Annotated in this window: 27 protein-coding genes and 1 tRNA gene; 15 read left to right on the forward strand and 13 right to left on the reverse strand. The window is 63.0% G+C overall.

Going from position 1 to position 21,286, the window contains the following annotated elements; all coding sequences use genetic code 11:
* Nucleotide 1 precedes the first annotated feature (1 nt).
* The 4 genes from ACTIGF_RS06850 to ACTIGF_RS06865 are packed head-to-tail and all read right to left on the reverse strand — an operon-like array spanning nt 2 to nt 2,878.
* Entirely contained in the window at nt 2-556 is a 555-nt protein-coding gene (locus ACTIGF_RS06850) for a hypothetical protein (RefSeq protein WP_439636148.1), read from the reverse strand.
* A 10-nt stretch (nt 557-566) separates the two neighbouring features.
* Complete coding sequence (locus ACTIGF_RS06855) at nt 567-1,427, reverse strand: methylated-DNA--[protein]-cysteine S-methyltransferase (RefSeq protein ID WP_439636149.1); 861 nt, start codon at nt 1,425-1,427, stop codon at nt 567-569.
* A gap of 34 nt (nt 1,428-1,461) precedes the next feature.
* Nucleotides 1,462-2,097: a DUF2244 domain-containing protein gene (locus ACTIGF_RS06860; RefSeq protein WP_439636150.1), complete on the reverse strand. Its 636-nt coding sequence runs from the start codon at nt 2,095-2,097 to the stop codon at nt 1,462-1,464.
* The gene (locus tag ACTIGF_RS06865) at nt 2,090-2,878 is read right to left on the reverse strand and encodes a thioesterase family protein (protein ID WP_439636151.1); all 789 of its coding nucleotides are present in this window, start codon (nt 2,876-2,878) and stop codon (nt 2,090-2,092) included. The genes ACTIGF_RS06860 and ACTIGF_RS06865 overlap by 8 nt, the downstream gene beginning before the upstream one ends.
* A gap of 148 nt (nt 2,879-3,026) precedes the next feature.
* Here ACTIGF_RS06865 and ACTIGF_RS06870 point away from each other — a divergent pair, with 148 nt between their 5' ends.
* Nucleotides 3,027-3,770: an outer-membrane lipoprotein carrier protein LolA gene (locus ACTIGF_RS06870; protein WP_439636152.1), complete on the forward strand. Its 744-nt coding sequence runs from the start codon at nt 3,027-3,029 to the stop codon at nt 3,768-3,770.
* A gap of 3 nt (nt 3,771-3,773) precedes the next feature.
* Here ACTIGF_RS06870 and ACTIGF_RS06875 read toward each other — a convergent pair whose 3' ends face one another.
* On the reverse strand, nt 3,774-4,574 hold the full coding sequence (locus ACTIGF_RS06875; RefSeq protein ID WP_439636153.1) for an undecaprenyl-diphosphate phosphatase: 801 nt from the start codon (nt 4,572-4,574) through the stop codon (nt 3,774-3,776).
* 101 nt (nt 4,575-4,675) lie between these two features.
* On the opposite strand from ACTIGF_RS06875, the gene ACTIGF_RS06880 reads away from it, so the two are divergent.
* The 3 genes from ACTIGF_RS06880 to queG are packed head-to-tail and all read left to right on the forward strand — an operon-like array spanning nt 4,676 to nt 7,486.
* Complete coding sequence (locus ACTIGF_RS06880) at nt 4,676-5,656, forward strand: cation diffusion facilitator family transporter (RefSeq protein ID WP_439636154.1); 981 nt, start codon at nt 4,676-4,678, stop codon at nt 5,654-5,656.
* Nucleotides 5,657-5,687: 31 nt separating this feature from the next.
* Nucleotides 5,688-6,365 (forward strand): FtsZ-binding protein FzlA, encoded by a 678-nt coding sequence (gene fzlA / locus ACTIGF_RS06885; RefSeq protein WP_439636155.1) that lies wholly within the window; start codon nt 5,688-5,690, stop codon nt 6,363-6,365.
* Nucleotides 6,366-6,367: 2 nt separating this feature from the next.
* Complete coding sequence (queG, locus tag ACTIGF_RS06890) at nt 6,368-7,486, forward strand: tRNA epoxyqueuosine(34) reductase QueG (RefSeq protein ID WP_439636156.1); 1,119 nt, start codon at nt 6,368-6,370, stop codon at nt 7,484-7,486.
* Here queG and ACTIGF_RS06895 read toward each other — a convergent pair.
* Complete coding sequence (locus ACTIGF_RS06895) at nt 7,483-7,755, reverse strand: histidine kinase (RefSeq protein WP_107713611.1); 273 nt, start codon at nt 7,753-7,755, stop codon at nt 7,483-7,485. The genes queG and ACTIGF_RS06895 overlap by 4 nt on opposite strands.
* Before the next feature lie 135 nt (nt 7,756-7,890).
* Between ACTIGF_RS06895 and ACTIGF_RS06900 the strand changes: the two genes are divergently transcribed.
* Nucleotides 7,891-8,184, forward strand: coding sequence for a 4a-hydroxytetrahydrobiopterin dehydratase (locus ACTIGF_RS06900; protein ID WP_439636157.1), 294 nt, complete (start codon nt 7,891-7,893; stop codon nt 8,182-8,184).
* Between the two features lie 17 nt (nt 8,185-8,201).
* Here the strand turns inward: ACTIGF_RS06900 and ACTIGF_RS06905 are convergent, their stop codons facing one another.
* Nucleotides 8,202-8,669 (reverse strand): hypothetical protein, encoded by a 468-nt coding sequence (locus ACTIGF_RS06905; protein ID WP_439636158.1) that lies wholly within the window; start codon nt 8,667-8,669, stop codon nt 8,202-8,204.
* A gap of 101 nt (nt 8,670-8,770) precedes the next feature.
* Between ACTIGF_RS06905 and ACTIGF_RS06910 the strand changes: the two genes are divergently transcribed.
* The 3 genes from ACTIGF_RS06910 (at nt 8,771) to ACTIGF_RS06920 (ending at nt 11,801) form a co-directional block, all read left to right on the forward strand.
* On the forward strand, nt 8,771-9,589 hold the full coding sequence (locus tag ACTIGF_RS06910) for a MipA/OmpV family protein (RefSeq protein WP_439636159.1): 819 nt from the start codon (nt 8,771-8,773) through the stop codon (nt 9,587-9,589).
* A 152-nt stretch (nt 9,590-9,741) separates the two neighbouring features.
* Entirely contained in the window at nt 9,742-10,506 is a 765-nt protein-coding gene (locus ACTIGF_RS06915) for a 2Fe-2S iron-sulfur cluster-binding protein (protein WP_439636160.1), read from the forward strand.
* Nucleotides 10,431-11,801 carry a [Fe-Fe] hydrogenase large subunit C-terminal domain-containing protein gene (locus ACTIGF_RS06920; RefSeq protein WP_439636161.1) on the forward strand — a complete coding sequence of 457 codons (1,371 nt, stop codon included), beginning with the start codon at nt 10,431-10,433 and terminating at the stop codon, nt 11,799-11,801. The genes ACTIGF_RS06915 and ACTIGF_RS06920 overlap by 76 nt, the downstream gene beginning before the upstream one ends.
* An 18-nt stretch (nt 11,802-11,819) precedes the next feature.
* Here the strand turns inward: ACTIGF_RS06920 and ACTIGF_RS06925 are convergent.
* Nucleotides 11,820-11,895, reverse strand: a tRNA-Ala gene (locus ACTIGF_RS06925).
* A gap of 112 nt (nt 11,896-12,007) precedes the next feature.
* Between ACTIGF_RS06925 and ACTIGF_RS06930 the strand changes: the two genes are divergently transcribed.
* The 7 genes from ACTIGF_RS06930 (at nt 12,008) to ACTIGF_RS06960 (ending at nt 16,550) form a co-directional block, all read left to right on the forward strand.
* On the forward strand, nt 12,008-13,114 hold the full coding sequence (locus ACTIGF_RS06930) for a sensor histidine kinase (protein WP_439636162.1): 1,107 nt from the start codon (nt 12,008-12,010) through the stop codon (nt 13,112-13,114).
* A gap of 88 nt (nt 13,115-13,202) precedes the next feature.
* Nucleotides 13,203-13,517: a YggT family protein gene (locus ACTIGF_RS06935; protein WP_375547708.1), complete on the forward strand. Its 315-nt coding sequence runs from the start codon at nt 13,203-13,205 to the stop codon at nt 13,515-13,517.
* Complete coding sequence (locus ACTIGF_RS06940; RefSeq protein WP_439636163.1) at nt 13,489-13,842, forward strand: DUF167 domain-containing protein; 354 nt, start codon at nt 13,489-13,491, stop codon at nt 13,840-13,842. The genes ACTIGF_RS06935 and ACTIGF_RS06940 overlap by 29 nt, the downstream gene beginning before the upstream one ends.
* Nucleotides 13,839-14,771: a bifunctional methylenetetrahydrofolate dehydrogenase/methenyltetrahydrofolate cyclohydrolase FolD gene (gene folD / locus ACTIGF_RS06945; RefSeq protein WP_439636164.1), complete on the forward strand. Its 933-nt coding sequence runs from the start codon at nt 13,839-13,841 to the stop codon at nt 14,769-14,771. The genes ACTIGF_RS06940 and folD overlap by 4 nt, the downstream gene beginning before the upstream one ends.
* Before the next feature lie 49 nt (nt 14,772-14,820).
* The gene (locus ACTIGF_RS06950; RefSeq protein WP_439636165.1) at nt 14,821-15,264 is read left to right on the forward strand and encodes a response regulator; all 444 of its coding nucleotides are present in this window, start codon (nt 14,821-14,823) and stop codon (nt 15,262-15,264) included.
* 48 nt (nt 15,265-15,312) lie between these two features.
* Nucleotides 15,313-16,068, forward strand: coding sequence for an SDR family NAD(P)-dependent oxidoreductase (locus tag ACTIGF_RS06955; RefSeq protein WP_439636166.1), 756 nt, complete (start codon nt 15,313-15,315; stop codon nt 16,066-16,068).
* A gap of 62 nt (nt 16,069-16,130) precedes the next feature.
* Nucleotides 16,131-16,550 carry a DUF1330 domain-containing protein gene (locus ACTIGF_RS06960; RefSeq protein WP_439636167.1) on the forward strand — a complete coding sequence of 140 codons (420 nt, stop codon included), beginning with the start codon at nt 16,131-16,133 and terminating at the stop codon, nt 16,548-16,550.
* On the opposite strand, the gene ACTIGF_RS06965 is transcribed toward ACTIGF_RS06960, so the two are convergent.
* Genes ACTIGF_RS06965 through ACTIGF_RS06985 form a run of 5 tightly spaced genes read right to left on the reverse strand, consistent with a single transcriptional unit; the run spans nt 16,543 to nt 21,205 of the window.
* A complete protein-coding gene (locus ACTIGF_RS06965; RefSeq protein WP_439636168.1) occupies nt 16,543-17,172 on the reverse strand; it encodes a response regulator transcription factor in 630 nt (209 codons plus the stop codon). The two genes, ACTIGF_RS06960 and ACTIGF_RS06965, sit on opposite strands and share 8 nt — an antisense overlap.
* Entirely contained in the window at nt 17,169-18,695 is a 1,527-nt protein-coding gene (locus tag ACTIGF_RS06970; protein WP_439636169.1) for a PAS domain-containing sensor histidine kinase, read from the reverse strand. Before ACTIGF_RS06970 ends, ACTIGF_RS06965 begins: the two co-directional genes overlap by 4 nt.
* Before the next feature lie 29 nt (nt 18,696-18,724).
* Entirely contained in the window at nt 18,725-20,074 is a 1,350-nt protein-coding gene (locus tag ACTIGF_RS06975) for a dihydrolipoyl dehydrogenase family protein (protein ID WP_439636170.1), read from the reverse strand.
* Between the two features lie 26 nt (nt 20,075-20,100).
* On the reverse strand, nt 20,101-20,763 hold the full coding sequence (locus tag ACTIGF_RS06980; RefSeq protein ID WP_439636171.1) for a hypothetical protein: 663 nt from the start codon (nt 20,761-20,763) through the stop codon (nt 20,101-20,103).
* A gap of 31 nt (nt 20,764-20,794) precedes the next feature.
* Nucleotides 20,795-21,205, reverse strand: coding sequence for a nuclear transport factor 2 family protein (locus tag ACTIGF_RS06985; RefSeq protein ID WP_439636172.1), 411 nt, complete (start codon nt 21,203-21,205; stop codon nt 20,795-20,797).
* Nucleotides 21,206-21,286: the final 81 nt, after the last annotated feature.

Genomic DNA, 21,286 nt, shown 5'->3' on the forward strand with positions numbered 1-21,286 from the left:
CTTAACTGTCGGTCTCTGAATCGTCGTCGATCTTGATCTTGCGCGCCCATTTGGGTCGCGGACGCCATCCGGTGTCTTCAATCGGTTCGCCGCGCGCCCGCGCCAGGGCGTGGTTGAACGGTTCAGGCGCCCGCAGATGATGCAGGCGGGCGATGAAGGCCGCCAGCGCCGCCCAGATGAACACCACGCCGAAGAACAGCGAGAACATGAAGACATAGCCCGTGCGTCCGCCCCAATCGGGCGCCCCGTTGGCGCGCCAGATCACGTCATAGAGCGCCGGCACCGCCAGCAGGGCGGCGGGGCTGACGATGATGGCGGTCGCAGCGGCGGCGGCGGCGTAAAGCGTCCAGCGCGGCTGAAAGCAGGTGACGAACAGGCGGACGAACTCGTCCTGGCTCACGCCGCGCACGCTGGCGGGCTTTTCCGCGTACCGCGTCTGGTATTCCTCCGTCGCTTCCTGGGTCAGTCCGCGCACGGCGAAGGCCCAGCGACTGAGGCTGGCGAGGATGAACAGGACGAAAACGCCCCCGAGAATGTATAGCGACAGATCAAACATGGGACGGGTTTTAACCCGTCGCGGCCTCATAGGCGAGCATTGCGCGCTTACGATCGAGCCCCCAGTGATACCCCGTCAATCGACCGTCTGCGGCGAGCACGCGATGACAGGGAATAAGCCAGCTGATCGGGTTCGCGCCGACCGCTGCGCCGGCGGCTCTCGCCGCCTTGTCGCGCCCGGTTGCGCGGGCGATATCGCCATAGCTGACTGTGCGGGCTGGGGGAATCGCCAGCAAGGCCCGCCAGACCTGCCGGCGGAATGGCGCACCATACAGGGCCAGCGGCAGGCGCGTTTCTCCGGCAGCGGCGTCAAACACCCGGCAAGCCCAGTCCCGCGCCTGCGCGTCATCACGCAGAAAGCGCGCTTCGGGAAAGCGCCGGGCGAGATCATCAAAGGCTTCGTCTTCTTCCCCACGATTGCAGAAGGCCAGCCCCGACAGACCGCGAGGCGCGATCAGGAACACTGCGCTTCCAAAGGGCGAAGGCGCAAAGCCATAGCTGAAATCGAGCCCGGACCCGCCGGTTTTCACTTCGCCGGGCGTTGCGGCTTCCTCGGCGATGAAAATATCGTGCAGGCGCGACGGACCTGACAGGCCGGTCTCGAGCGCCGCGTCCAGAACGCTCGCCCCGTCCACCAGCAATTTGCGGGCGCTGGCGTGGGTGAGGGCCTGAACCAGCTTTTTCGGACTGGCGCCCGTCCAGCGGGTGAAGACGCGCTGGAAGTGATGCGGGGACAGGCCGGCGGCTTGCGCGGCGGCGGCGAGGTCGGGTTGTTCGCGCCAGTTCTCAGACAGGTAATCGAGCGCAGCGGTGACACGCTCATAATCCGCAGCGCGGGTCTGCAGGCCGTCAACATCAGCGGGAAGCGTCAAATCAGTCGTCATGAGCGCACAGTGCAGTCCGCGTTCAGGCGCCGCCACCTGATTCTTGCGCCAGCTGCGGGCCGCGCGCCCGACGCGCATCGTCCAGAGCAGTGCGAACCGCGTCCGCCAGGGTCTCACGCTCCTTGGGCGACAACCAGCTGCCGATGATCAGGCTTTTGCCCATGGCGCTCAACCGCGCTTGTACATCGGGCTCGCCCTCGCCTTCCACGCTCACCCGGGTCCAGGCGCTGGGCAGCACGAACTGGGTGCGGTGGCCGGTCGGATAGCGCCGTGTGATACGGATTTCGCGGCGCGTGATCTTGATCGTCTCCAGGCGTCGCCCGTCGCGATAGGACAGCCTGAAGCCCAGCCAGATCAGAAAGACATCGAGACCGAAAAAGCCCAGTACGGGCCAGGCGCCCATCAGCATGAAACCGATGCCGGCGGAGAAGCTGACCACTCCCATGGCGATCATCAGGGCGATGAAACCGGGATTGGGCAAGGAGCGGTTGGGGCGGACCTGCGCGTCCATGAACAGCGCTTCGTCTTCAGCCAGCGGCGGGGCTGAAGGGTCTGCAGGCCAGGTTTCATAAATCCGGCGACGTTCCATACCTGTCAAAATAGGGCGCAGGGTCAGCCTTGGCCAGTTGGTGGCGAAGGGACCCAAAAACTCAGGCAAACACGGTGACCATCTGCCGCCCCTTGGCCACGCACGCTCCGTCCGTGTTCCAGATCGTCATGTCCTGGGTCGACAGCCCGCCGCGCAAATGGTCAGCGCGGCATTCCAGGAGCCACCAGCCATCACGGGTCTCAGGCGTATCAGTCAGCAGATCCATCATCCAGGTCATCGATGATAGCGGGGTGGGCTTGCTCAGCATCGGGGTCAGCGCAGGCGGCAGAACGTCGCCGATGCAGATCAGGCTGAGCGGATGCGAGCGTGAGGCGCTGTCTTGATGGCGCGCCCACATGCGCACCACCGCCTTGCCCGAATTCAGGAACGGTATGCCGCCGCCCGCCCAGATGAAATCGAAATTTCGGGTAAAGCCCGGCGCGCCGTTGGGGAAGGTCAGAAGCTCGCTCGCCTCGGTCGGCGCCGTGGCGCGTTCGGGCATGGGCGCCGGGTCGAGCGACAGCGCAGACTCACGCTCGCCACAGAAGGTGAAGACGGTTTCAAGCCCGATCCCCGCCTGGCTGGTGAGCCGGCTGCGCACCGAACACGCCGTGCGGCCTTCGCGCAGTTTCTCCGACGTCACCTCCACTTCGCCCTCGCTGGGGCCGACAAAGCTGATTTGCGCGCTGCGCAGCGGGCGCCCGCCCGCATGCGGCAACGCCCCATGAAGACAGAGCGCTGTGGAGAGCCCGCCATAGACCGTCCGCCCCTGTTTCCAGCTGTCTGGCACATCCAGCGTGAACCCGGCCTCGGTGGGACGGGCTTCGGTTATTATTTCAGCCAGGGACATGGGCGGAATCCTGTCGCAGTGAACGCCGTTCAATTGGGGCGGCATAAGACCGGGTTCCGCCAGGGCGTGCAAGCGAGGTGCTGATATCTGACGTGAATCTGAATGCTCCGGCCTTTCTCACGCCTAATTCAGGGTCTAGACAGAGGGCATGAACACGACCGCACTTCTCCTCTCCGCCGCGCTGAGCCTGTTCACAGGCGCTCAAGCGACCGAAGCTCCTGTGGACGCTGCTGCTCAAACGCAAACGCCAGCGCCTGCCGCCGTGGAAGAGGCGCTGCCCGAACCGCAAGCGGTCGAGGCCGCGCCGGGCCAGATCAGCCCCGAAGCGGGCGCCGCGCGCGCTCAGGCCTGGCTGGAAGGGCTCGACACCCTGCGCGCCCGGTTTGACCAGATCGCAGCGGACAATTCTGAAACCTCCGGCGTGCTTGAGATCGACCGTCCCGGCCGCGCCCGGTTTGATTATGATGATCCCAACCCGGTTCTGGTCGTCGCGGACGGGTCCACGGTCGCCATCGCCGACTTTGACCTGGAGACCATTGACCGCGCACCCATCGGCGCGACGCCCTTGCGGTTTCTGCTTGAAGACGAGCTCAATCTGGCCGGCGCAGGCGTGGTTCAGGACGCCGGTCGCTATGATGGCCGGCTCTATGTGACCCTGGAAGATCCTGATGGCGAGATTCAGGGCCGTCTGACCCTGGTGTTTGACGATGCGGATCCTGACGCAGCGCCGGCTCAGATGATGCTGGCGGGCTGGTACACGGTGGACGCCATGGGCGGCATGACCGAAGTGCGCCTCAGCGAGATCGAAACCGGCGTGCGCATCAGCCCGCGCCAGTTCATCCTTGATGATGAAGACGTGATGGGCGGCGACCGCCGCCGCCGGGGCCGCTAGGCGTTAAAGCGCCCACCAGAACAGCAAGGCCGCCAGCCCCAGCCGGTAGATCACGAAGGGCAGGAAGCCCAACCGGTCCACCACGCGCATCAGCACCGCGATAGACGCGAGCGCGGCGAAGAAGGACAGGACGGCGACGATCAGCCCGTCTGTCAACGAGTGGGCGGTGTCCGCCCCGCGCGCCAGCTCGATCACGGCCAGAAGGCCGAACGCGGCGATCACCGGCACAGCCATCAACATGGAAAAGCGCGCCGCCTCGCTGCGCGTCATGCCCAGGGCGCGGGCGGCGGTCATGGTCACGCCCGACCGGCTGGAGCCGGGGATCAGGGCGAACATCTGCGCCAGCCCGATCAGAATGGCGCCGCGCCAGCTCAGGGTTTCGGTCGTCACTGTCTGTTTGCAGAAATGGTCCGCCAGCCAAAGCGGCAGCGCCAAAATCAACGTCGCCCAGGCGATCACCAGAGGCGCGCGCAACGCATCCGCCATGCCGGAGACATACAGCCCGCCGCCCGCGATCAGCACCGGCGGGGTGGCGACCGCGATCAGAAGCGCCAGCTTGCCGCCCGACGTGATCCGGCCTTGCAGCAGCGCCAGCTTTCCGGTGACGATATTGGTGACATCAGATCGGAAATACACGAGAACCGCGAACAAGGTGCCCAGATGGGCCATCACATCGATCAGCGGTCCCTGATCCGCGTCGCCCAGAACCTGAGGCGCCAGGATCAAGTGAGCGGAAGATGAGATGGGCAGAAACTCTGTGATCCCTTGGACGATCGCCAGAATAATGAGATGAAGAAGGCCCATCGCGTGTCATTTCCCCGTCAGAAAGTGGCGGCAGAGTGCGCGTGATTGAGCGGATCGCCAAGAGCAAATTCCTCTTGGAAAACATATAAGGGAAGATCGCCATGGCGCATGATGCGCTGGACGCCGGCCCGGGCAAGGTCGAGCCTGCCGAAGCCCGAAAAATCACTGGTCAGGTGACGCGCTTGTCGGTGGCCGTCGCCGCCACGCTGGTCGTGGCCAAGCTGATTGCTTGGCTGATGTCGGGATCGGTGGCGATGCTGGCCTCGCTGGCGGATTCCTCTCTGGACCTCGTGGCCTCGCTGACGACGTTCTTCGCCGTCCGCTATGCCGCCAGCCCTGCAGACGCCGAGCACCGGTTCGGCCATGGCAAGGCGGAAGCCCTGGCCAGCTTGTTGCAAGCGCTCCTTGTCGCTCTGTCGGCAGGTTATCTGATTCATGAATCGTGGAACCGGTTCACCAACCCCCAGCCGCTGGATGCGGGCGCCATCGCCCTGTCGGTGATGGGATTGTCCATCGCCCTGACCCTCGGGCTCGTCTGGGCCCAGACCCGCGCGGTCAAACAGACAGGCTCGCTGGCGGTCACGGGCGACCGCGCGCACTATTTCGCAGACCTCAGCTCGAACATGGTCGTGGTCGGCGGCCTCGTTCTGGCGCTGGTCGGGATTGAACGCGCTGACCCGATCATGGGATTTGTCGTGGTGCTTTGGCTGTTCTGGACGGCCTACACTGTGGGTCGTGAAGCCGTGGAATCGCTGATGGATCGAGAGCTGGCCGATGAAGAACGCAGCCAGATCATGACGCTTGCGGGCGACGACGCCCGAGTGCTGGGCGTGCATAATCTGCGTACCCGCGCCTCTGGTCCCTTCATCCATATCCAGATGCATATGGAGCTTGATCCCGACCTCACCCTGACCCAGGCGCACGATATTCTGGTGGCGGCGGAAGCGCGCGTCATGGCGGCCTATCCGGCGGCCGATGTTCTGATTCATCCGGATCCGAGAGGGCATGCCGCCCCTCATGGCAACGCCTATTTCGACAAGGACGCCGCTTCGAGTGCAGGTCCAGCCGATGAACCGGCTTAAGCCGTATCGCGAACCGCGTTAGGGTGTCATCATGCGTATTTTGCACCATTGGCCCCTAGACCCCTGGTCTCGACAGGTCCGCCTCGCCCTGGCGGAGAAAAAGCTCGATTTCGAGACCGAGTACCAACGTTTCTGGGATGCGCCGGACGACTTGCTGGCGCTCAACCCCACAGGCCTGCCGCCCGTTCTGGTCGAAGAGACCGAGAAGGGCCGCACCGCCCTGTGCGAAAGCCGGGCGATCCTGGAATATCTTGAGGAAACCCATCCCGAGCCTGCCTTGTTGCCGGGCGGCCCTGCGGACCGCGCCGAGGCGCGGCGGCTCGCGGCGTGGTTTGATGTGAAGTTCTCCGCCGAGGTGAACGCCTATCTGCTGCACGAAAAGCTCGAAAAGCGGGTGCAGTCCCTCGGCGCGCCGGATATGGAGGCGATCCGCATCGGGCGAGACGCCTTGCGCTGGCACTTGGATTATATGTGCGGGCTTCTGGATCAGCGCGACGGTCTGGCCGGGCCGCGCTATACGCTGGCCGATCTGGTCGCCGCAGCGCATCTGTCGTGCGTGGATTATCTGGGCGATGTGCCCTGGGATGATTTTCCCGCCGCCAAGGCCTGGTATCAGCGCATCAAATGCCGCCCCGCCTTTCGCGCCGTCCTGGCGGATCGCCTGCCCGGCTGCCCGCCCGTGGACGGCTATCAGGATCTGGATTTCTGAGCATGTCAGCGCCTGACAACCAGGCTGAGCGGGTCAAGGCGCTGGCGCTGGAGGCCGGCTTTTCTGTCGTGCGCGTCACCCGCGCCGATGAGCCGTGGGAGGCTGGCGCGCGCTTGCGTGAATTCGTCGATGACGGACGCCATGGCGACATGGCGTGGATGGAAGACACGCTGGAGCGACGCTCTCACCCCACCGCCATGTGGCCGGATGCGAAATCCGCGGTGGTGGTCGGGCTTGATTACGGACCCGATCATGACCCGCTGGAGATCCTCGAGCGCCGGGATGAGGCCGCGATCAGCGTCTATGCGCAGAACAAGGATTATCACGACGTCCTGAAAAAACGCCTCAAGCGTTTCGCCGGCGCGTTTCATCGCGAAACCGGCGCGGAGGTGAAGGTGTTTGTGGACACTGCGCCCTTGATGGAAAAACCCCTGGCGCAAAAATCCGGGCTTGGCTGGCAGGGCAAGCACACCAACCTCGTGAGCCGCACCCATGGCAGCTGGCTGTTTCTGGGGGTGATGCTGACCGCCGCCGAGCTGACGCCCGATGAGCCGGAGACCGATCATTGCGGTTCGTGCCGGGCGTGTCTTGATATCTGCCCGACCAACGCCTTTCCCGTGCCCTATCAGATCGATGCGCGGCGCTGCATCTCCTATCTGACGATCGAGCATAAAGACCCGATCCCCAAGGCGTTTCGCGCCGCCATGGGCAACCGGATCTATGGCTGTGACGATTGTCTGGCGGTCTGTCCGTGGAACAAGTTCGCGCAGGCCAGTTCCGAGGCCGCGTTTCATCCGCGCGAGGCGTTGACTGGCCCCAAGCTCGCAAAGCTGGTTCAGCTTGATGATCCGGGATTTCGGGAGTTCTTCAGGGGCTCGCCGATCAAGCGCATCGGCCGGGACCGCTTTGTCCGGAATGTATTGATCGCTCTGGGCAATTCTGGCGAGCCAGCGCTGGCTGAGCAGGCCGCTGCCTTGCTCGACGACCCGTCAGAACTGGTGCGCGGCGCGGCGATCTGGGCGCTGGGGCGATTGGACGCCGAGCGCTTTGCGTTTGAGAAGGCGCAGCGCAGCGACGCGGAGACTGATCCAGACGTCGCCGCGGAATGGACGCAGGCCTAGGCTTCGCCGATGCGCGGCGGGCCGCCCTTGTCTGCTTCGCTGGGGCCAAAGGCGCGGTTCAGAAGCTGGGTTGAATCCTGCGCCAGTTCAATGGCTTCAGTGAGGTGCTCCAGCACTTTCACATTATTGGCCAGAACGTGCAGGGCTTCGGGGCGTTCATCGCTGGAGATCTTGGTGCAGCGAATGAGAACGTCCGCCCGCAGCTCCATCAGGATGTCTTCCAGCTTTCGGCCGGTCGGGTTTTCGTGCGACACCAGATAGCGCGTCATGTCCGCCTCCGTGAATTGCAATCAGGAGGTTAAGCTTACGCCCTGACCCCCTCATTTTTCGTAAACGCAGGGTCTGGCCCTTGAAGCGCGGACCGATTGCGGCCAGCTTCCCCCACATCAGCTCAGGAGGACATCATGGCGGACAAGATCGGCGCAGACGCTTTTCTCAGGCAGTTTGACGGCTGGACGGCGGTGGAAGATCGCGACGCCGTGCGCAAAGTCTTCAAGTTTTCAGATTTTAAAAGCGCCTTCGCCCTGATGACCCAGGTCGCGATGAAGGCGGAGCAGATGGACCACCATCCAGAATGGTTCAATGTCTACAACACTGTGGATGTGACGCTGTCTACGCATGACGCCGACGGCGTCACCGAACTGGATGTGGAGCTGGCGCGGTTCATCGAAGAGCGCGCGGCGATCCTGAACGCCTGAGACTGACGCCCAGGCGATCAGTTGGCGTGAATGATCACGGTGTCGAGCACGACAGTCGCCTGTCCCGGCCCGATCAGGCGGTCGGTTTCCGCTTGCAGCAGGCGGGCGATGGCGTCCGCGTCGGGAATGTCGCCCCAGCGATACATTCGGCCTGAATACATCAGCATGGCTTGGGAATACGCGTCGCGCAGCCAGAGCTGACGTTCGGCGATGGTCTGACGCGTTCGGCTGTGCGGCGCATCGAGCGCCAGGCCGACCTGCAACAGGCCCCGCATGCGGTAATCGGCTTGCACCGAAGCCCGGATCGGCTCGATTCGCACATAGCTGTTCGCATGGCTGAGCGAGCGGCCGAGCGCCTCTTCGGGCGCCGCCTCGGCCGCCGGCGCGCCGCCACCGCCTCCGCCGCCGCCCAAAGCATGGGCGGGCGCAGCGCAGAGCAGGGCGCAAACGGCGAGTAACCGCAGGATATGATCCAGAACTTTCATACCCTCGTAATGACACATCGAGGTAAAGAAACAGTATGGTTGTATGAGTTGGCGTGCATGCTGCCGGAGTTGTGTGCGTTCACGCCCTGAGGGGGAATGAAATGAATAAAATTATCTCGTCGGCGCTGGTTCTGGGCGCACTGGCCCTGACCGGAACGAGCGTAGCTCAGGCCCAGATTGCGGAAGGCTCGCAAGCCAGCCCCGTGCCGACCAACTACATCGCCGCCGGTGCGGCGATGCTGCCCGATTACGCTGGCTCTGACGATTATCGCGTCATCCCCTTTGGCGCGGCGCGGTTTGAACTGGGCGGGATTTCATTCCGCACTCAAGGACCAGGCCTGGCCGCCAATCTCTACGAGACCGGGCCTTGGGAATTTGGCGCCTATGTGCGCTGGTCGGGCGGCCGCGATGATGTGGAAGATGAAATCGTCGACCGCATGCGTGATGTGGACTCTTCCCTGATTGCGGGCGGGTATGCGCGCCTGACGGTTGCGGAAGGCGTTCTGACCGAACGTGACCGGTTTGGCATCGGCGTGGATCTGGGCGTGGACGCGCTGGGTAATTTTGACGGGCTCGCCTGGAGCGCTTCCGCCGATTACGGCGTCATGGTTTCGCGCGGCGTGTTTGCAGCCCTGTCGCTGTCCGCCAGCGGTTTCTCCGATGATTACGCCGACACCCTGTTCTCGGTGGACGCGGTAGACGCCGCCGCGACGGGCCTGTCGCTCTATACCGCTGAAGGCGGTGTCCGGGATGTGGGTCTGACCGCAATTGTGGACGTCTCCATCTCGCGCAACTGGTCTGTGACGGGCGTGGCGGGCTATTCGCGGCTTCTGGGTGATTACGCAGACAGCCCGATTGTGACCGAGCGCGGCAGTGAGGATCAGGTCTTCCTGGGTCTGGCGCTGGGACGGCGGTTCTAGAAACAGGCTTCAGGCCGTTATACTCGCCCCTGCAGACGCGTCTGCAGGGGCGTTTTCGTATGCAGACCGCTTCGCCAGACTGAAGGCATGGCGGAAGCAGGCTCAATCCCCTACACTGAGAAGGGTTTTTATGAAGCGGTCTTGAGGCCCGAATGATCAAGCTGACTGTTAATGGGCGTCCTGTTGAGCTTGAAGCGGGGGCGACCGCGCTTGAAGCGGCGCGCGTGGCTGGCGTCTCAATTCCGACGCTCTGCAGCTATCCGGGTTTGCCCTCCCATGCGGTCTGCCGCATGTGCCTTGTGGAGATCAACGGCGATCCCAAGCCACAGCCAGCCTGCGTCACCGTGATCACAGACGGAGACAGCATCGAAACAGAAACGGACGCCCTGCGCGCGTTCCGCCAGACCAACGCTGAATGGCTGATGGCGCGCCATCCCAATGATTGCCTGCATTGCGAGGTGAATGGTGGTTGCCAGTTCCAACGCCTGGTGCGCGAGCATGAATGGGAGACCCATTGGCCTGCATCCGCTGGCCGGGCGCCTGACGCGCATGACCCGGACCTGACCGACCATACCTCGCCGAGCATCTGGCGAGACCTGTCCAAATGCATTGAGTGCGGTCTGTGCGCAGAGGCGTGCGGCGAACCGGGGCAGCAACTGAATGTGATCGGGTTCGCCGATCGCGGTGAGGAACGTCGTCCGGTCACCGTTTTTGATCAGGCCTTGAGTGAGACCGATTGCATTTCGTGCGGTCAGTGCACGCTTGTTTGCCCGGTCGGAGCGCTGATCGAGGCGCCGCATTGGCATGAGGTGCTCAGTCGGCTCGATTCCCTGTGGTTCAGGTGGCGCCGGCGACGCGGATCGCGATCAGCGAAGAGTTCGGCTTCAAGCCGGGGACGGTCAGCACCGGCCGGCTGATCAACGCTTTGCGGCAATTGGGATTTGACTATGTCTTTGACACCAATTTCGCGGCTGATCTCACGATCATGGAGGAGGGGTCAGAGCTTCTTGCCAGGGTGAAGGCCCAGACGAACCTGCCGCTGTTCACTTCCTGCTGTCCGGGCTGGGTGAACTGGGTGGAGTTGCACCGGCCAGACCTGCTGCCGCATCTGAGCACCACGAAATCGCCTCAGCAGATGCACGGCGCCCTGTCCAAGCGCAGCCGGTTCGCCCGCTCGCTGGGACCTGAGTACGCCGACGGCGTCAAAGAGCCCTATGTGGTCAGCGTGATGCCCTGCACGGCCAAGAAAGACGAGGCTGCACGGCCTGGTCAGTCTGGCGATGTGGATCATGTGCTGACCACGCGCGAGCTGGCCCGGATGATCCGCTCGCGCGGCATCGCCTTCGGCGCCCTGGACGAGGATGGCGAGTTCGATAACCCGCTGGGTGAGAGCACTGGCGCGGCGCAAATTTTCGGCGCTTCGGGCGGCGTGATGGAGGCGATGGCGCGCACGGCTGCGCATCTTGTGGACCCGGACTCGGCGCCGGCGATTGATTGGCGTCAGCTGCGCGGCGTGAATGCAGGGGTGAAAACCGCACAGGTTCCTGGCGTCGGCGCTGTCGCCGTTTGCAATGGCATCGCCGTCGCCCAGCGCTTGCTGCAGACGCAGGACTGGCGCGATCAGTATGTCGCGATTGAAGTCATGGCGTGCGTCGGCGGCTGTCTCGGCGGCGGCGGCGAGCCCAAGTCCATGGATCCAGACGTGCTGACCAAACGCGCCCGAGCGATTTACGAGGTGGATGGACAAGCGCCGCGTCGCCGGTCGTTTGAAAATCCCGATGTGCAGGCGCTCTACGCTGAAGAGCTGGGGCGTCCCAATTCAGCCGCCGCACATGCCTTGCTCCATACCCGTTATGCCGGGAGACGCTCCAAACGGACGTTGCTGATGCAATTTCTCGACTGTGTCGACCGGCGCGACGGGCGTTCGGCGGCGGCGTTGTTTCATCCCGACGGGATCTGGTCGACCGCCTCGCCATATGGGGATGTTTCCGGCGCTGAGCGCATTGAGGCGCTGATCAGCACCCAATTGCCGCCGCGAAAGTTTGGCCCTGAGTTCGCGCGGCACCAGATGGCGTCCGCCGCCGATGACCATGATCTCACAGTCGTAACGCCTGACGGTCATCACTGCCGGTTCGAACTTGTGCTTGAAAGGGCGCCGGGAGAAAACCGATCTGCGCCTTTGATCAAGGCGCTGGTCCGATATGTCGATTAATCGGGCTTGGCAAGGATCTGGTGGAGCCGAGGGGAATCGAACCCCTGACCTCGTCATTGCGAACGACGCGCTCTCCCAACTGAGCTACGGCCCCGTTCCAGAGCGGGCGTGAGGTAAGAGCCTCGCCCGGCCTTGTCAAGGATTGCGACCAAGGTCGCGGATGATTGACGTTTGCGTAAACGGAACTTCGTTATAAAACATGCGCCATGGGTGAGGGGACAGGGAATTCCGGTGAAGCGTTGCTTCACCAGTTCGGTATGGGAGATGGCGCAGAACCGCTCATCTTCCATATGCTGACTCACGCCCTGGTCTTCAGCGCCTATACCCTGATCGCTGGCACGCTGATCTGGCAAATCCGTCGAAACAAGAAACTGCTGCGCCTGAAAATGGTGCGCATTGTGATCGTCTTGGCGTCTCTGGCGGGGCTTGCGCACCTGGCGGGTCTTCTGTCGGTCGGCATGCCGCATCCACGTCTGGATGCCGTGGTGCACCTGCTCAGCGCGGCGTTTGGTTTGTGTGGCGCGATCCTGCTCTGGTACTGGCTGCCGCAAATGCTGGCCATGGCGCAGGAGCGGCGACTGACGCCGGTCAACATGGTCAGTCGCGCCGATTATCAGGCTTTACAGGCGAAGCTGGATCGAACCCATGCAGGACTGCAGCGCTTCGCCACGGCTGCGTCGCATGATCTGCGCGCTCCGCTGCGGCATATTTCGGTGTTCGCAGGCCTGATCGAGCGCGAGGAAGGCGCCCAGCTCACGCCCGCCGGTCGTGACTATCTGGACCGTCTGAACACGTCCGTAATACGGATGCAGAGTTTGACGGACGCCCTTGTGGAGTATGTGCGCGCGATTAGTGCGACGCATGCCCCCGCCCGGCTTGAGTTGCGCGACATTCTCGCCTCGGTTCGCAAAGAACTCGAGCTTGAGATCGAGAGCCATAAAGCAGTGATCGAAGTCGCGCCCATGCCGTCGGTCTGGGCGGATGAGCAGCTTGTCGCGCTGGTCTTGCATAACCTTGTCGAGAACGCGTTGAAATTCTCCAAGGATCCGCCGGTCATCAGGATTTATGCGCGGGACGCCAAAGACGGGTGGGTGGAGATCGTTATCGAGGATGAAGGTCCTGGCATTGATCCGCGCCAGAGCGAAATGATCTTCGACGTCCTGTTCCGCATGTCCTCCGGTCCGGTAGAGGGCGTCGGGCTGGGACTGGCGCTTTGCCAACAGATTGTCGAGGCTGCTGGCGGGCGAATCTGGCATGATCCCGGATATGACGCCGGGGCGCGGTTTGTGTTCACGCTGCCTGCTGCGCCTTGAGTCTGACCGAAGCCGCTTGTCAGCGCAGGCCGGTGAAGGCTAGACCAGCACCCAGTGAAAAGAGTTCTGAACGCGAGCGCTGATATCCATGGAACACATGTCTCTGGCGCAGGTCCTGGTTTACCTGTTCCTCCTGATCCCGCTGCAATTGCTGGTCTATGTCATCTTTGTGGGGGTGATCCTGAGCTGGCTCATCTCCTTTAACGTGGTCAACGCGCACAACCAGCTTGTCAGCACCATCTGGCGTCTGACCAGCACCATCACCGAGCCATTGCTGCGTCCGATCCGTAATTTCCTGCCGCCTCTGGGCGGGTTGGACCTGTCGCCGCTTGTGCTGCTGTTGTTGATCATGTTCGTGCGCAACTGGCTGATCCTTGGACAAATCTTCCCCCGCCTCGCCTAGCGGCCTGCCCGCTCAGCTCGGACATGGCGGCGTGCGCCTGTTCGTCAGGGTTCAGCCCAAAGCGTCGCGCGCCGGGTTTGGCGGCGTGCGAGAGGGCGCCGACGGTCGGGTGCGTCTGACGGCGAAAGTCCGCGCCGCGCCCGACAAGGGCGCGGCCAATTCAGAACTGTGCGCGATGGCGGCCAAAGCGTTCGGCGTAGCCAAATCCGCAGTCAGCGTGGTCAGCGGCTCCACCCAGCGTGAGAAAACCCTGTGGGTGGCCTCTGATGAGACAAAGGCGCTGCTTGACGCCGTTACGGCCATGCTTCATGACCCCGCTCCATGACCGACATCATCACGTCCTCCGACGCGGCCGCCAAGCTGATTGACGGCAAGGCCGCCGCCGCCGCCGTTGACGCCGCCGCCGCAGACGGCGCGCGTCAGCTTGAAGCCGTTTTGGGCCGTCCGCCGTGCCTGGCTGTTGTTCTGGTGGGGGATGACCCCGCCAGCCAGGTCTATGTGCGCAATAAAGGCCGCCGCACCGAAGCCGCGGGCATGCGCTCGGTGGAGCACCGCCTTCCCGCCGACGTCAGTCAGAGCGACGTCGTCGCTCTGGTGCAGACCCTGAATGCGGACGACGGCGTTGACGGCATTCTGGTCCAGTTGCCGTTGCCGAAGGGGCTTGATGAAACTGAAGTCGTCCAGACCATCCGCCCGGAAAAGGATGTGGACGGGCTGACCGCTCAAAGCGCCGGCGCCCTGGTGCTGGGCGCGCCCGGCATGCGGCCCTGCACGCCGTCAGGCAGCGTATTCCTGGCCAAACAGGCGCTGGGCGACCTGACGGGCAAGTCCGTCGTGGTCATCGGACGCTCGATCCTGGTGGGCAAGCCGGCCGCGCTGTTGTTCCTGGCTGAAAACTGCACGGTCACTCTGGCCCATTCGCGCACGCAGGACCTTCCCGGGGTGTGCCGACAGGCGGATATCGTCATTGCGGCGGTCGGCCGACCCAATCTGGTCAAGGGCGACTGGATCAAACCCGGCGCCTGTGTCATCGATGTCGGGATCAATCGCGTTGAGGGCGAGGCGGGCAAAAGCCGTCTTGTGGGCGATGTGGATTTTGATCAGGCCATTGAAACCGCAGGTTTCATTACGCCTGTGCCCGGGGGCGTGGGTCCGATGACGATCGCCATGTTGCTGGCGAACACGGTCGCCGCTGCAGCCAGGCGTGCTAACGTATCTGTACCGGACAGCCTCAAGGATGTTTTGCCGGGTTAAAACCTGCTTAATCATGCATCCAGTAGTTTAGTCCGAACGGGAGAGAGTCATGCCGCAGAGTTTGTCGGTTCTTCATATTGAAGATGACTTCGCGGACGCGATGTTGCTCCAGCATGCGCTGTGTGATGCAGGAGGCTATGACATGGAGCTGCAGGTCGTCCGGACCCTGCGTGACGCCCGCTTCAAGCTCTCGCGCAAGACGTATGACCTGATCATCGCTGATCTTCGTTTGCCCGATTCCACCCAGCCCAGTGAAACGGTGAGCTTGCTGGAGCGTCAGGCGAAGGGCACGCCGATCCTGGTGCTCAGCGGTTCTGCGGGTGTCGACCTGCAGAGCACGGGCGACCAGGTGAAGTTCCTCGACAAGAATGATTTCCTGAACAAGGATATCGACGAGAAGAGCCATGAATTGCTGTTCTGGGTGAAAAGCACCGCCCAGGGCCCAAGTGAAAATGTTGTTCTTGATGATTCATCAGGAACTTACGAGATCTGATCTGATCTCGCGCTGGACCTGGAAGGCGCGCAGCCTATCTGCCGGTCCATGACTGATTTAGCGACATTTCCAGACGGGTTTCGCGCCCTGATCGTGGGCGCGTCCGGTGGCGTGGGGCGAGCTCTGACCACGCAGCTTGTGGATCATCCAAGGTGTGCAGAGGTGTTCGCCGCCAGCCGATCCGGAGTCGATATCGCTGGCGCTCAGCCCCTGTCCATCAACTTTGATGACCCGGGATCCGTCGAAGATGCGGTGATGGCGGCTGCTGAGGATGGTCCGCTTCATCTGGTGGTCGTCGCCAGCGGGGTTTTGGTGGATGGCGAAGGGCGTGGACCGGAAAAGTCCTGGCGACAGATTGACGCCGCGCACATGACTGAGGTTTTCAAGGTCAACACAATCGGCCCGGCTCTGGTGGCGTGCAGCGCGCTGGACAAGCTGGCGAAAGGCGACAAGACCGCGCCCCAGAAAGCTGTGTTCGCGGCCCTGTCCGCGCGTGTGGGCTCCATATCGGACAACCGGCTGGGCGGGTGGCACAGCTATCGGGCGTCCAAGGCGGCCTTGAACCAGATTTTGAAAACCTGCGCCATCGAGCTCGCGCGCAAACGCCCGCACGCCGCCTGCATCGGATTGCATCCCGGAACTGTGGACACCGCCTTGTCAGAGCCGTTTCAAGGCAATGTGCCAGACGACAAGCTGTTTACCGCCGAGTATAGCGCGGCGCGCTTGCTGGAAGTTCTGGATCAGGCGACGGCGGAGCAAAGCGGCTGTGTTTTTGACTGGGCCGGCGAGATCATCGACCCTTAAGCACTTGAGCTTTTCTTCCAGAGGGGTTTTCCTCCCTGTCTCACGAAGTCAGGGAGGACATCATGACCGGACACATCGACCCCGCACGCGAGGCGTTCGCGCTGTTCAAGGATTTGCCGCGCGACGAACCGATTCAGATGCTCAACCTGTTGCGGCTGCGTGAGAAAGCGGTCTACCCCGATGGCCGGGATGTGAGCGGGTTCGAAGCCTACAAGACCTATGGTCAGACCTCAGGCCCGATTTTCAAACGTGTGGGCGGTACGATTGTCTGGCGCGGCGCGCCGCAACTCACCTTGATCGGTCCGTCAGACGAAAGCTGGCATCTGTCTTTCGTCGCCGCCTATCCCAACGCCGCTGCTTTTCTGGAGATGGTGACCGACCCCGTCTACCAGGGCGAAGCCGTACCGCACCGTCAGGCCGCCGTGCTCGACAGTCGTCTGGTGCGTCACAAACCGCTGGATCTGATTTCGGAGTTCAGCTGAGGCCGTCTTTGAGCAGGCCCAGCTGCATCGCCATCCGCACCAGATGCGACAGGCTTCGCGCCTGCATCTTCTCCACCACGCGCGCCCGGTGAATCTCCACCGTCCGGGCGCTGATGCCCAGCTTGTGCGCCACCACCTTGTTGGGGTGACCTGCGGCGACTTCGATCAGCACTTCGGATTCACGCGGGGTGAGATTTTCAAACCGCTCGGCCAGGGAGGCCAGCGCCTGGCTGGCTTCGGCTTTTTCCTGGCCCGCTTGCAGCGCCAGCTCGACGCTTTCAAACAGGCGCTCTTCTTCGTACGGCTTTTCAATGAAGTCGAGCGCGCCAGCCTGCATGGCGCGCACGGCCATGGGTAGATCCCCGTGTCCGGTGACAATGATCACAGGCAGGGTGGAACTGCGTGCGCTGAGTTCTTCTTGAACCTGCAGCCCGGACAGGCCCGGCATCCGCACATCCAGAACCGCGCAGCCCGCCCAGTCTGGCGCATACTCGGCCAGGAAGGCTTCGCCGCTGTCAAAGGTCTTCACCTCATGACCGGCAGAGAGCAACAACGCCTCAAGGGATTCGCGGGCGGCGGCGTCATCATCAACGACGTACACGAGGGGGGATATGTCGGTCATGCTCTGTCTCCTGGCGTAATGACGGGCAGGCAGAAGCGAAAGACCGCACCGCCATCGGGGCGGTTCTCTGCGCAGATCTCGCCGTCATGGTCTGAGATGATGGAATGGCAGATCGACAGACCCACGCCCATGCCATCGGATTTACTGGTGTTGAAGGGCTGAAACAGTTTCGCCTGCTGGGCTTGCGACAGGCCGGGGCCTTGGTCGGCGACCTCGACCCAGATCTGCTCATTGCTGCTCCAGCACGCCACATTGATGACGCCCCGCCCCTGCTCGCTCATGGCTTCGGCGGCGTTGCGGATGAGATTGAGCAACACCTGCTGGATGTTGACCCGCTGCAACAAGGTGTGCGGCGCGTCCGGATCCAGCTCGCACGACAGGGACAATCCGGCGGCGGCGACCGCCGGCTCGATCAGCGGCAGGGTGTCATGGATCACGTCATAGGGGCTGGCGAATTCGGTTTCTGATTCCCCTTTGTCGAGGAAAGTGCGCAAGGACCGGATGATTTCACCGGCCCGGGACGCCTGCGAGATCGCCTTCTCGACCATTTGAAGGGTGCGGGATTCGCCGTCAAACTCGGTTTTCGAGAGCCGACGCGCAGCGGCGAGATAGTTCATCACCGCCGACAAGGGTTGGTTCAGCTCATGCGCCATGGCCGAGGCCATCTCTCCCATGGCGCTGACGCGGGAGACATGGTGCAACTCGCTTTGCAGCGCCCGCGCCCGCGCTTCAATCTCACGACGGACGCTCAGATCCGTGGCGAGAACCAGAAGCCCGGTCCGGTTGGCGTAGCGGATGCGGCTGGCGGACAAGCGCACCGGAATGCGGTCGCCCTCGGCTGTGACGGCATAAGGGGTTTCGGTTTCCGCGGCGCCCTCGCGTTGGACCTTGCTCCAGAAGGCCGGGATTTCACCGGGTGCGCCGACAAACAGGTCTTCGGCGCGCAACAATCGTAATTGCGCTTCGCTATAGCCGAACAATTCGCACGTGCGCTTGTTCTCGTCGAGAACGAAGCAGGTCTCGGCGTCGATCAGGAAACCGGCGGCGTTCGAGCCGTCAAACATGGCGCGGTAGCGCTGCTCGCTATCGCGCAATTCCTGCTCGGCGCGTTTGCGTTCGGTGATATCGCGAAACGACACCACGGCGCCCGCGATCCGGCCGTCATCCCAGATGGGCGTGCTGACATATTCCACCGGGAAAGACGTGCCGTCCTTGCGCCAGAACACATCGTCATAGATGCGGTGTATCTTGCCGTCGCGCGTGGCCTCGTGGATGGGACATTCCACACTGGGGAAATGCCGACCATCGGCATGGGAATGATGCACCAGCTCATGCAGGTTGCGCCCAAGCATCTCTTCCACCGAATAGCCTGACATGCGCGCCGCTGCGGGGTTCACGAACGTGGAGACCCCCTGTGCGTCAATCCCGTAAATCCCGTCGCCAGACGCCATCAAGATGAGATCGCGCTGGCGGCGGAACAGGTCAGCCGGATTGTCGCCGGAGCTTTGGTGTGTGTCAGACATGCGCGAGTCTTTCCCCTCTGACGGTCTTTCTAGACCAGAAACTTCAGGTCTGACGAGAAGGTTGGGTACGCATAGGTCATCGTCGCCAGATCGGTTGCGGTCAAATCGGTCTTCATGGCCAGCGTGAACAGATGGATCACCTCTTCCGCGCCATGCCCGGCCAGATGCGCGCCCAGGATCAGACCGGTGTCAGGGTCTATCAGCACCTTGGCGAAAGCGACGGCTTCGGCATAGGTCTTGGCGGAGCGCCAGTCGCGCAGATCATTGACCTTCACGACCGGATCATAGCCCGCCGCCTTGGCGGCGGCTTCGTCCAGACCGACGCTGGCGATGGCGGGGACCGTGTAAACGGCTGACGGGATTGTTGAATAATCCGGCGTAGCGTCTGCGCCCATAATGGCGTTTTCGCCCGCAATACGGCCTTCATAACTGGCGACGGGGCTGAGCTGCGGCGAGGTGGCCAGCGCGTCGCCAGCCACATAGACGGAAGGGTTGGAGACGCTGCGCAAATTGGCGTCCACCTCGATCCGTCCACGATCAGCTTTGATATCGCCTGCTTCCAGATCCAGCGCCTCAACCGCTGGACGACGCCCGGCGCCGTTGACCACCAGATCGGCGTTCAACGAGATGGTTTCATCGCCGATGACGGTTTCGACCACAAAGGCCTCATCGTCTCGCTCGATGGACTGGACCGTGACGCCCGTATGGATCGTGACGCCCAGGCTGCGGGTGTAGTCCACCAGCGTATCCACCATGTCCGGATCGAGACGCGGCAGGACCCGCGGCGCCGCTTCCAGGATTGTCACCCGTGCGCCGGCGCGGATCAGGACATGGGCGAATTCAAGTGCGATGACGCCGCCGCCGATGAAGACCACTTCGTCAGGCAGGGTCTCCAGCGTCAGAAGGTCGTCACTGGTCACGGTATGAGCCCAGCCCTTGATCGGCAGGGTTGCAGGCTCGGATCCGGTGGCGATGACGATCTTGTCGGCGGTATAGGTTTCACCCTCCACCTCGACGGCGTTCGGGCCGATGAACACCGCCTTGCCCGTGACCAGCGTCATGCCGCGATTGAGGATCGAGGATTTGAACATGTCCGGCACGCCGTCCACAAACGTGCGCTCACGCCGGATCAGGGCTGGCCAGTCGAGCTGGACCCCGCCTGTGGTGATGGCGTGTTCGCCCGCGCGGGCGATGACATCGAGGCTGGCGGCGGCGGCGACCAGCACTTTCTTGGGCACGCAGCCGCGAATGGCGCAGGTGCCGCCCACATCACGCGATTCAACCAAGGTGACGGATTTGCCTTCGCGATGAGCGATTCCGGCGGCGGCCATGCCGGCGTTTCCAGTGCCGAGAACCAGAAGGTCTGAATGATGGGTCATGGGTCAGTCTCGCAATGTGTGTGGGGTCAGGCCGAGCTGCGCACGCCGGCGCGACGCAGGGCTTTGACTTCGGACAGCAGGTCCAGAAGCCGGGTTTGCAAAATGTCGGTGGGGTCGAAGTTGCGGTCGGTGAAGCAGTGATACCGCATCACGCTGCGCGCCAGGGCGAAGCCGGCGGCGGCGGACGCCAGGGTCAGAAGGCTGAAGGGCGCGACAGTCACCCAGCCCCAGAACCGGATCAGACCGGCGCTCAGCGCCAGTCCGGCGGCCAGGCTCAGCAGGTTCAGCGCAGCCAGAGACAGGCCCGCCCAATCGCGGTCACGCTGGATCACTTCCACATGGCGCCATTCAAACACCACGTCCTGTACGCCTTCGATCACGTATTGGTCGTCATCGCGGGCCAGGCGCTCCGCCGCGATGGAGGCGCGCATGTTCACCCGGCGAAACAGCCGATCGAGCCCGTTATGGGTTTCGAGCCAGACGGCGCCTTCGGACAGGGACAGGCCCAGCCCGCCCACGCACGCCGCGCTCAGGACCGCCGTGCGGGTCTCGACGCCCATGGCGTACAGCGCGATCAACACCAACGCGTAGAGCGCCCCGGCCAGCGGCAGGGTCAGTCCATGCATCAGCATCCAGCGCCGGTAAGTGCGCTCGAATTCGGTGTCGGTCGGGCGGGCGGGACGGGTCATGATCTACTCCCGGAAACGGGGGAGGCGGAGGCTAGAGCCGCCGCTCTTCCTCCTTGATCGCAATATCGTTGACGCTGGATTCGCGACGGCGCATCAGGCCGTCCGTGTCGAACTCCCATTGCTCATTGCCGTGCGAGCGAAACCATTGGCCGGTCTCGACCTGTTTCCACTCATAAAAGAACGCGACGGAGATGCGGTTGCCGGTGAAAGCCCACAGCTCTTTCTTGAGCTTGTAATGGTCCTCTACGGACCATTTTTCGCGCAGGAAGGCCTTGATGGCGGCGCGTCCTTTGAAGAATTGATCGCGATTGCGCCATTCGGAGTCTTCTGAATAGGCCAGCGCGACGCGTTCAGGGTCGCGGCTGTTCCAGGCGTCTTCAGCAAATTGCACCTTGGCGCGGGCGGTCTCTTCGGTGAACGGGGGGAGAAGTTGGGTGGCCATTTTCTTATCTGTTCTTGTGTTCTGGAGCCAAAATGAGGGCCCGGCGGCGATGGGGGACGACCGCCGGACCCTCTTAGGACC

Source organism: Oceanicaulis sp. (assembly GCF_051859625.1).
Taxonomy (GTDB): Bacteria; Pseudomonadota; Alphaproteobacteria; order Caulobacterales; family Maricaulaceae; genus Oceanicaulis.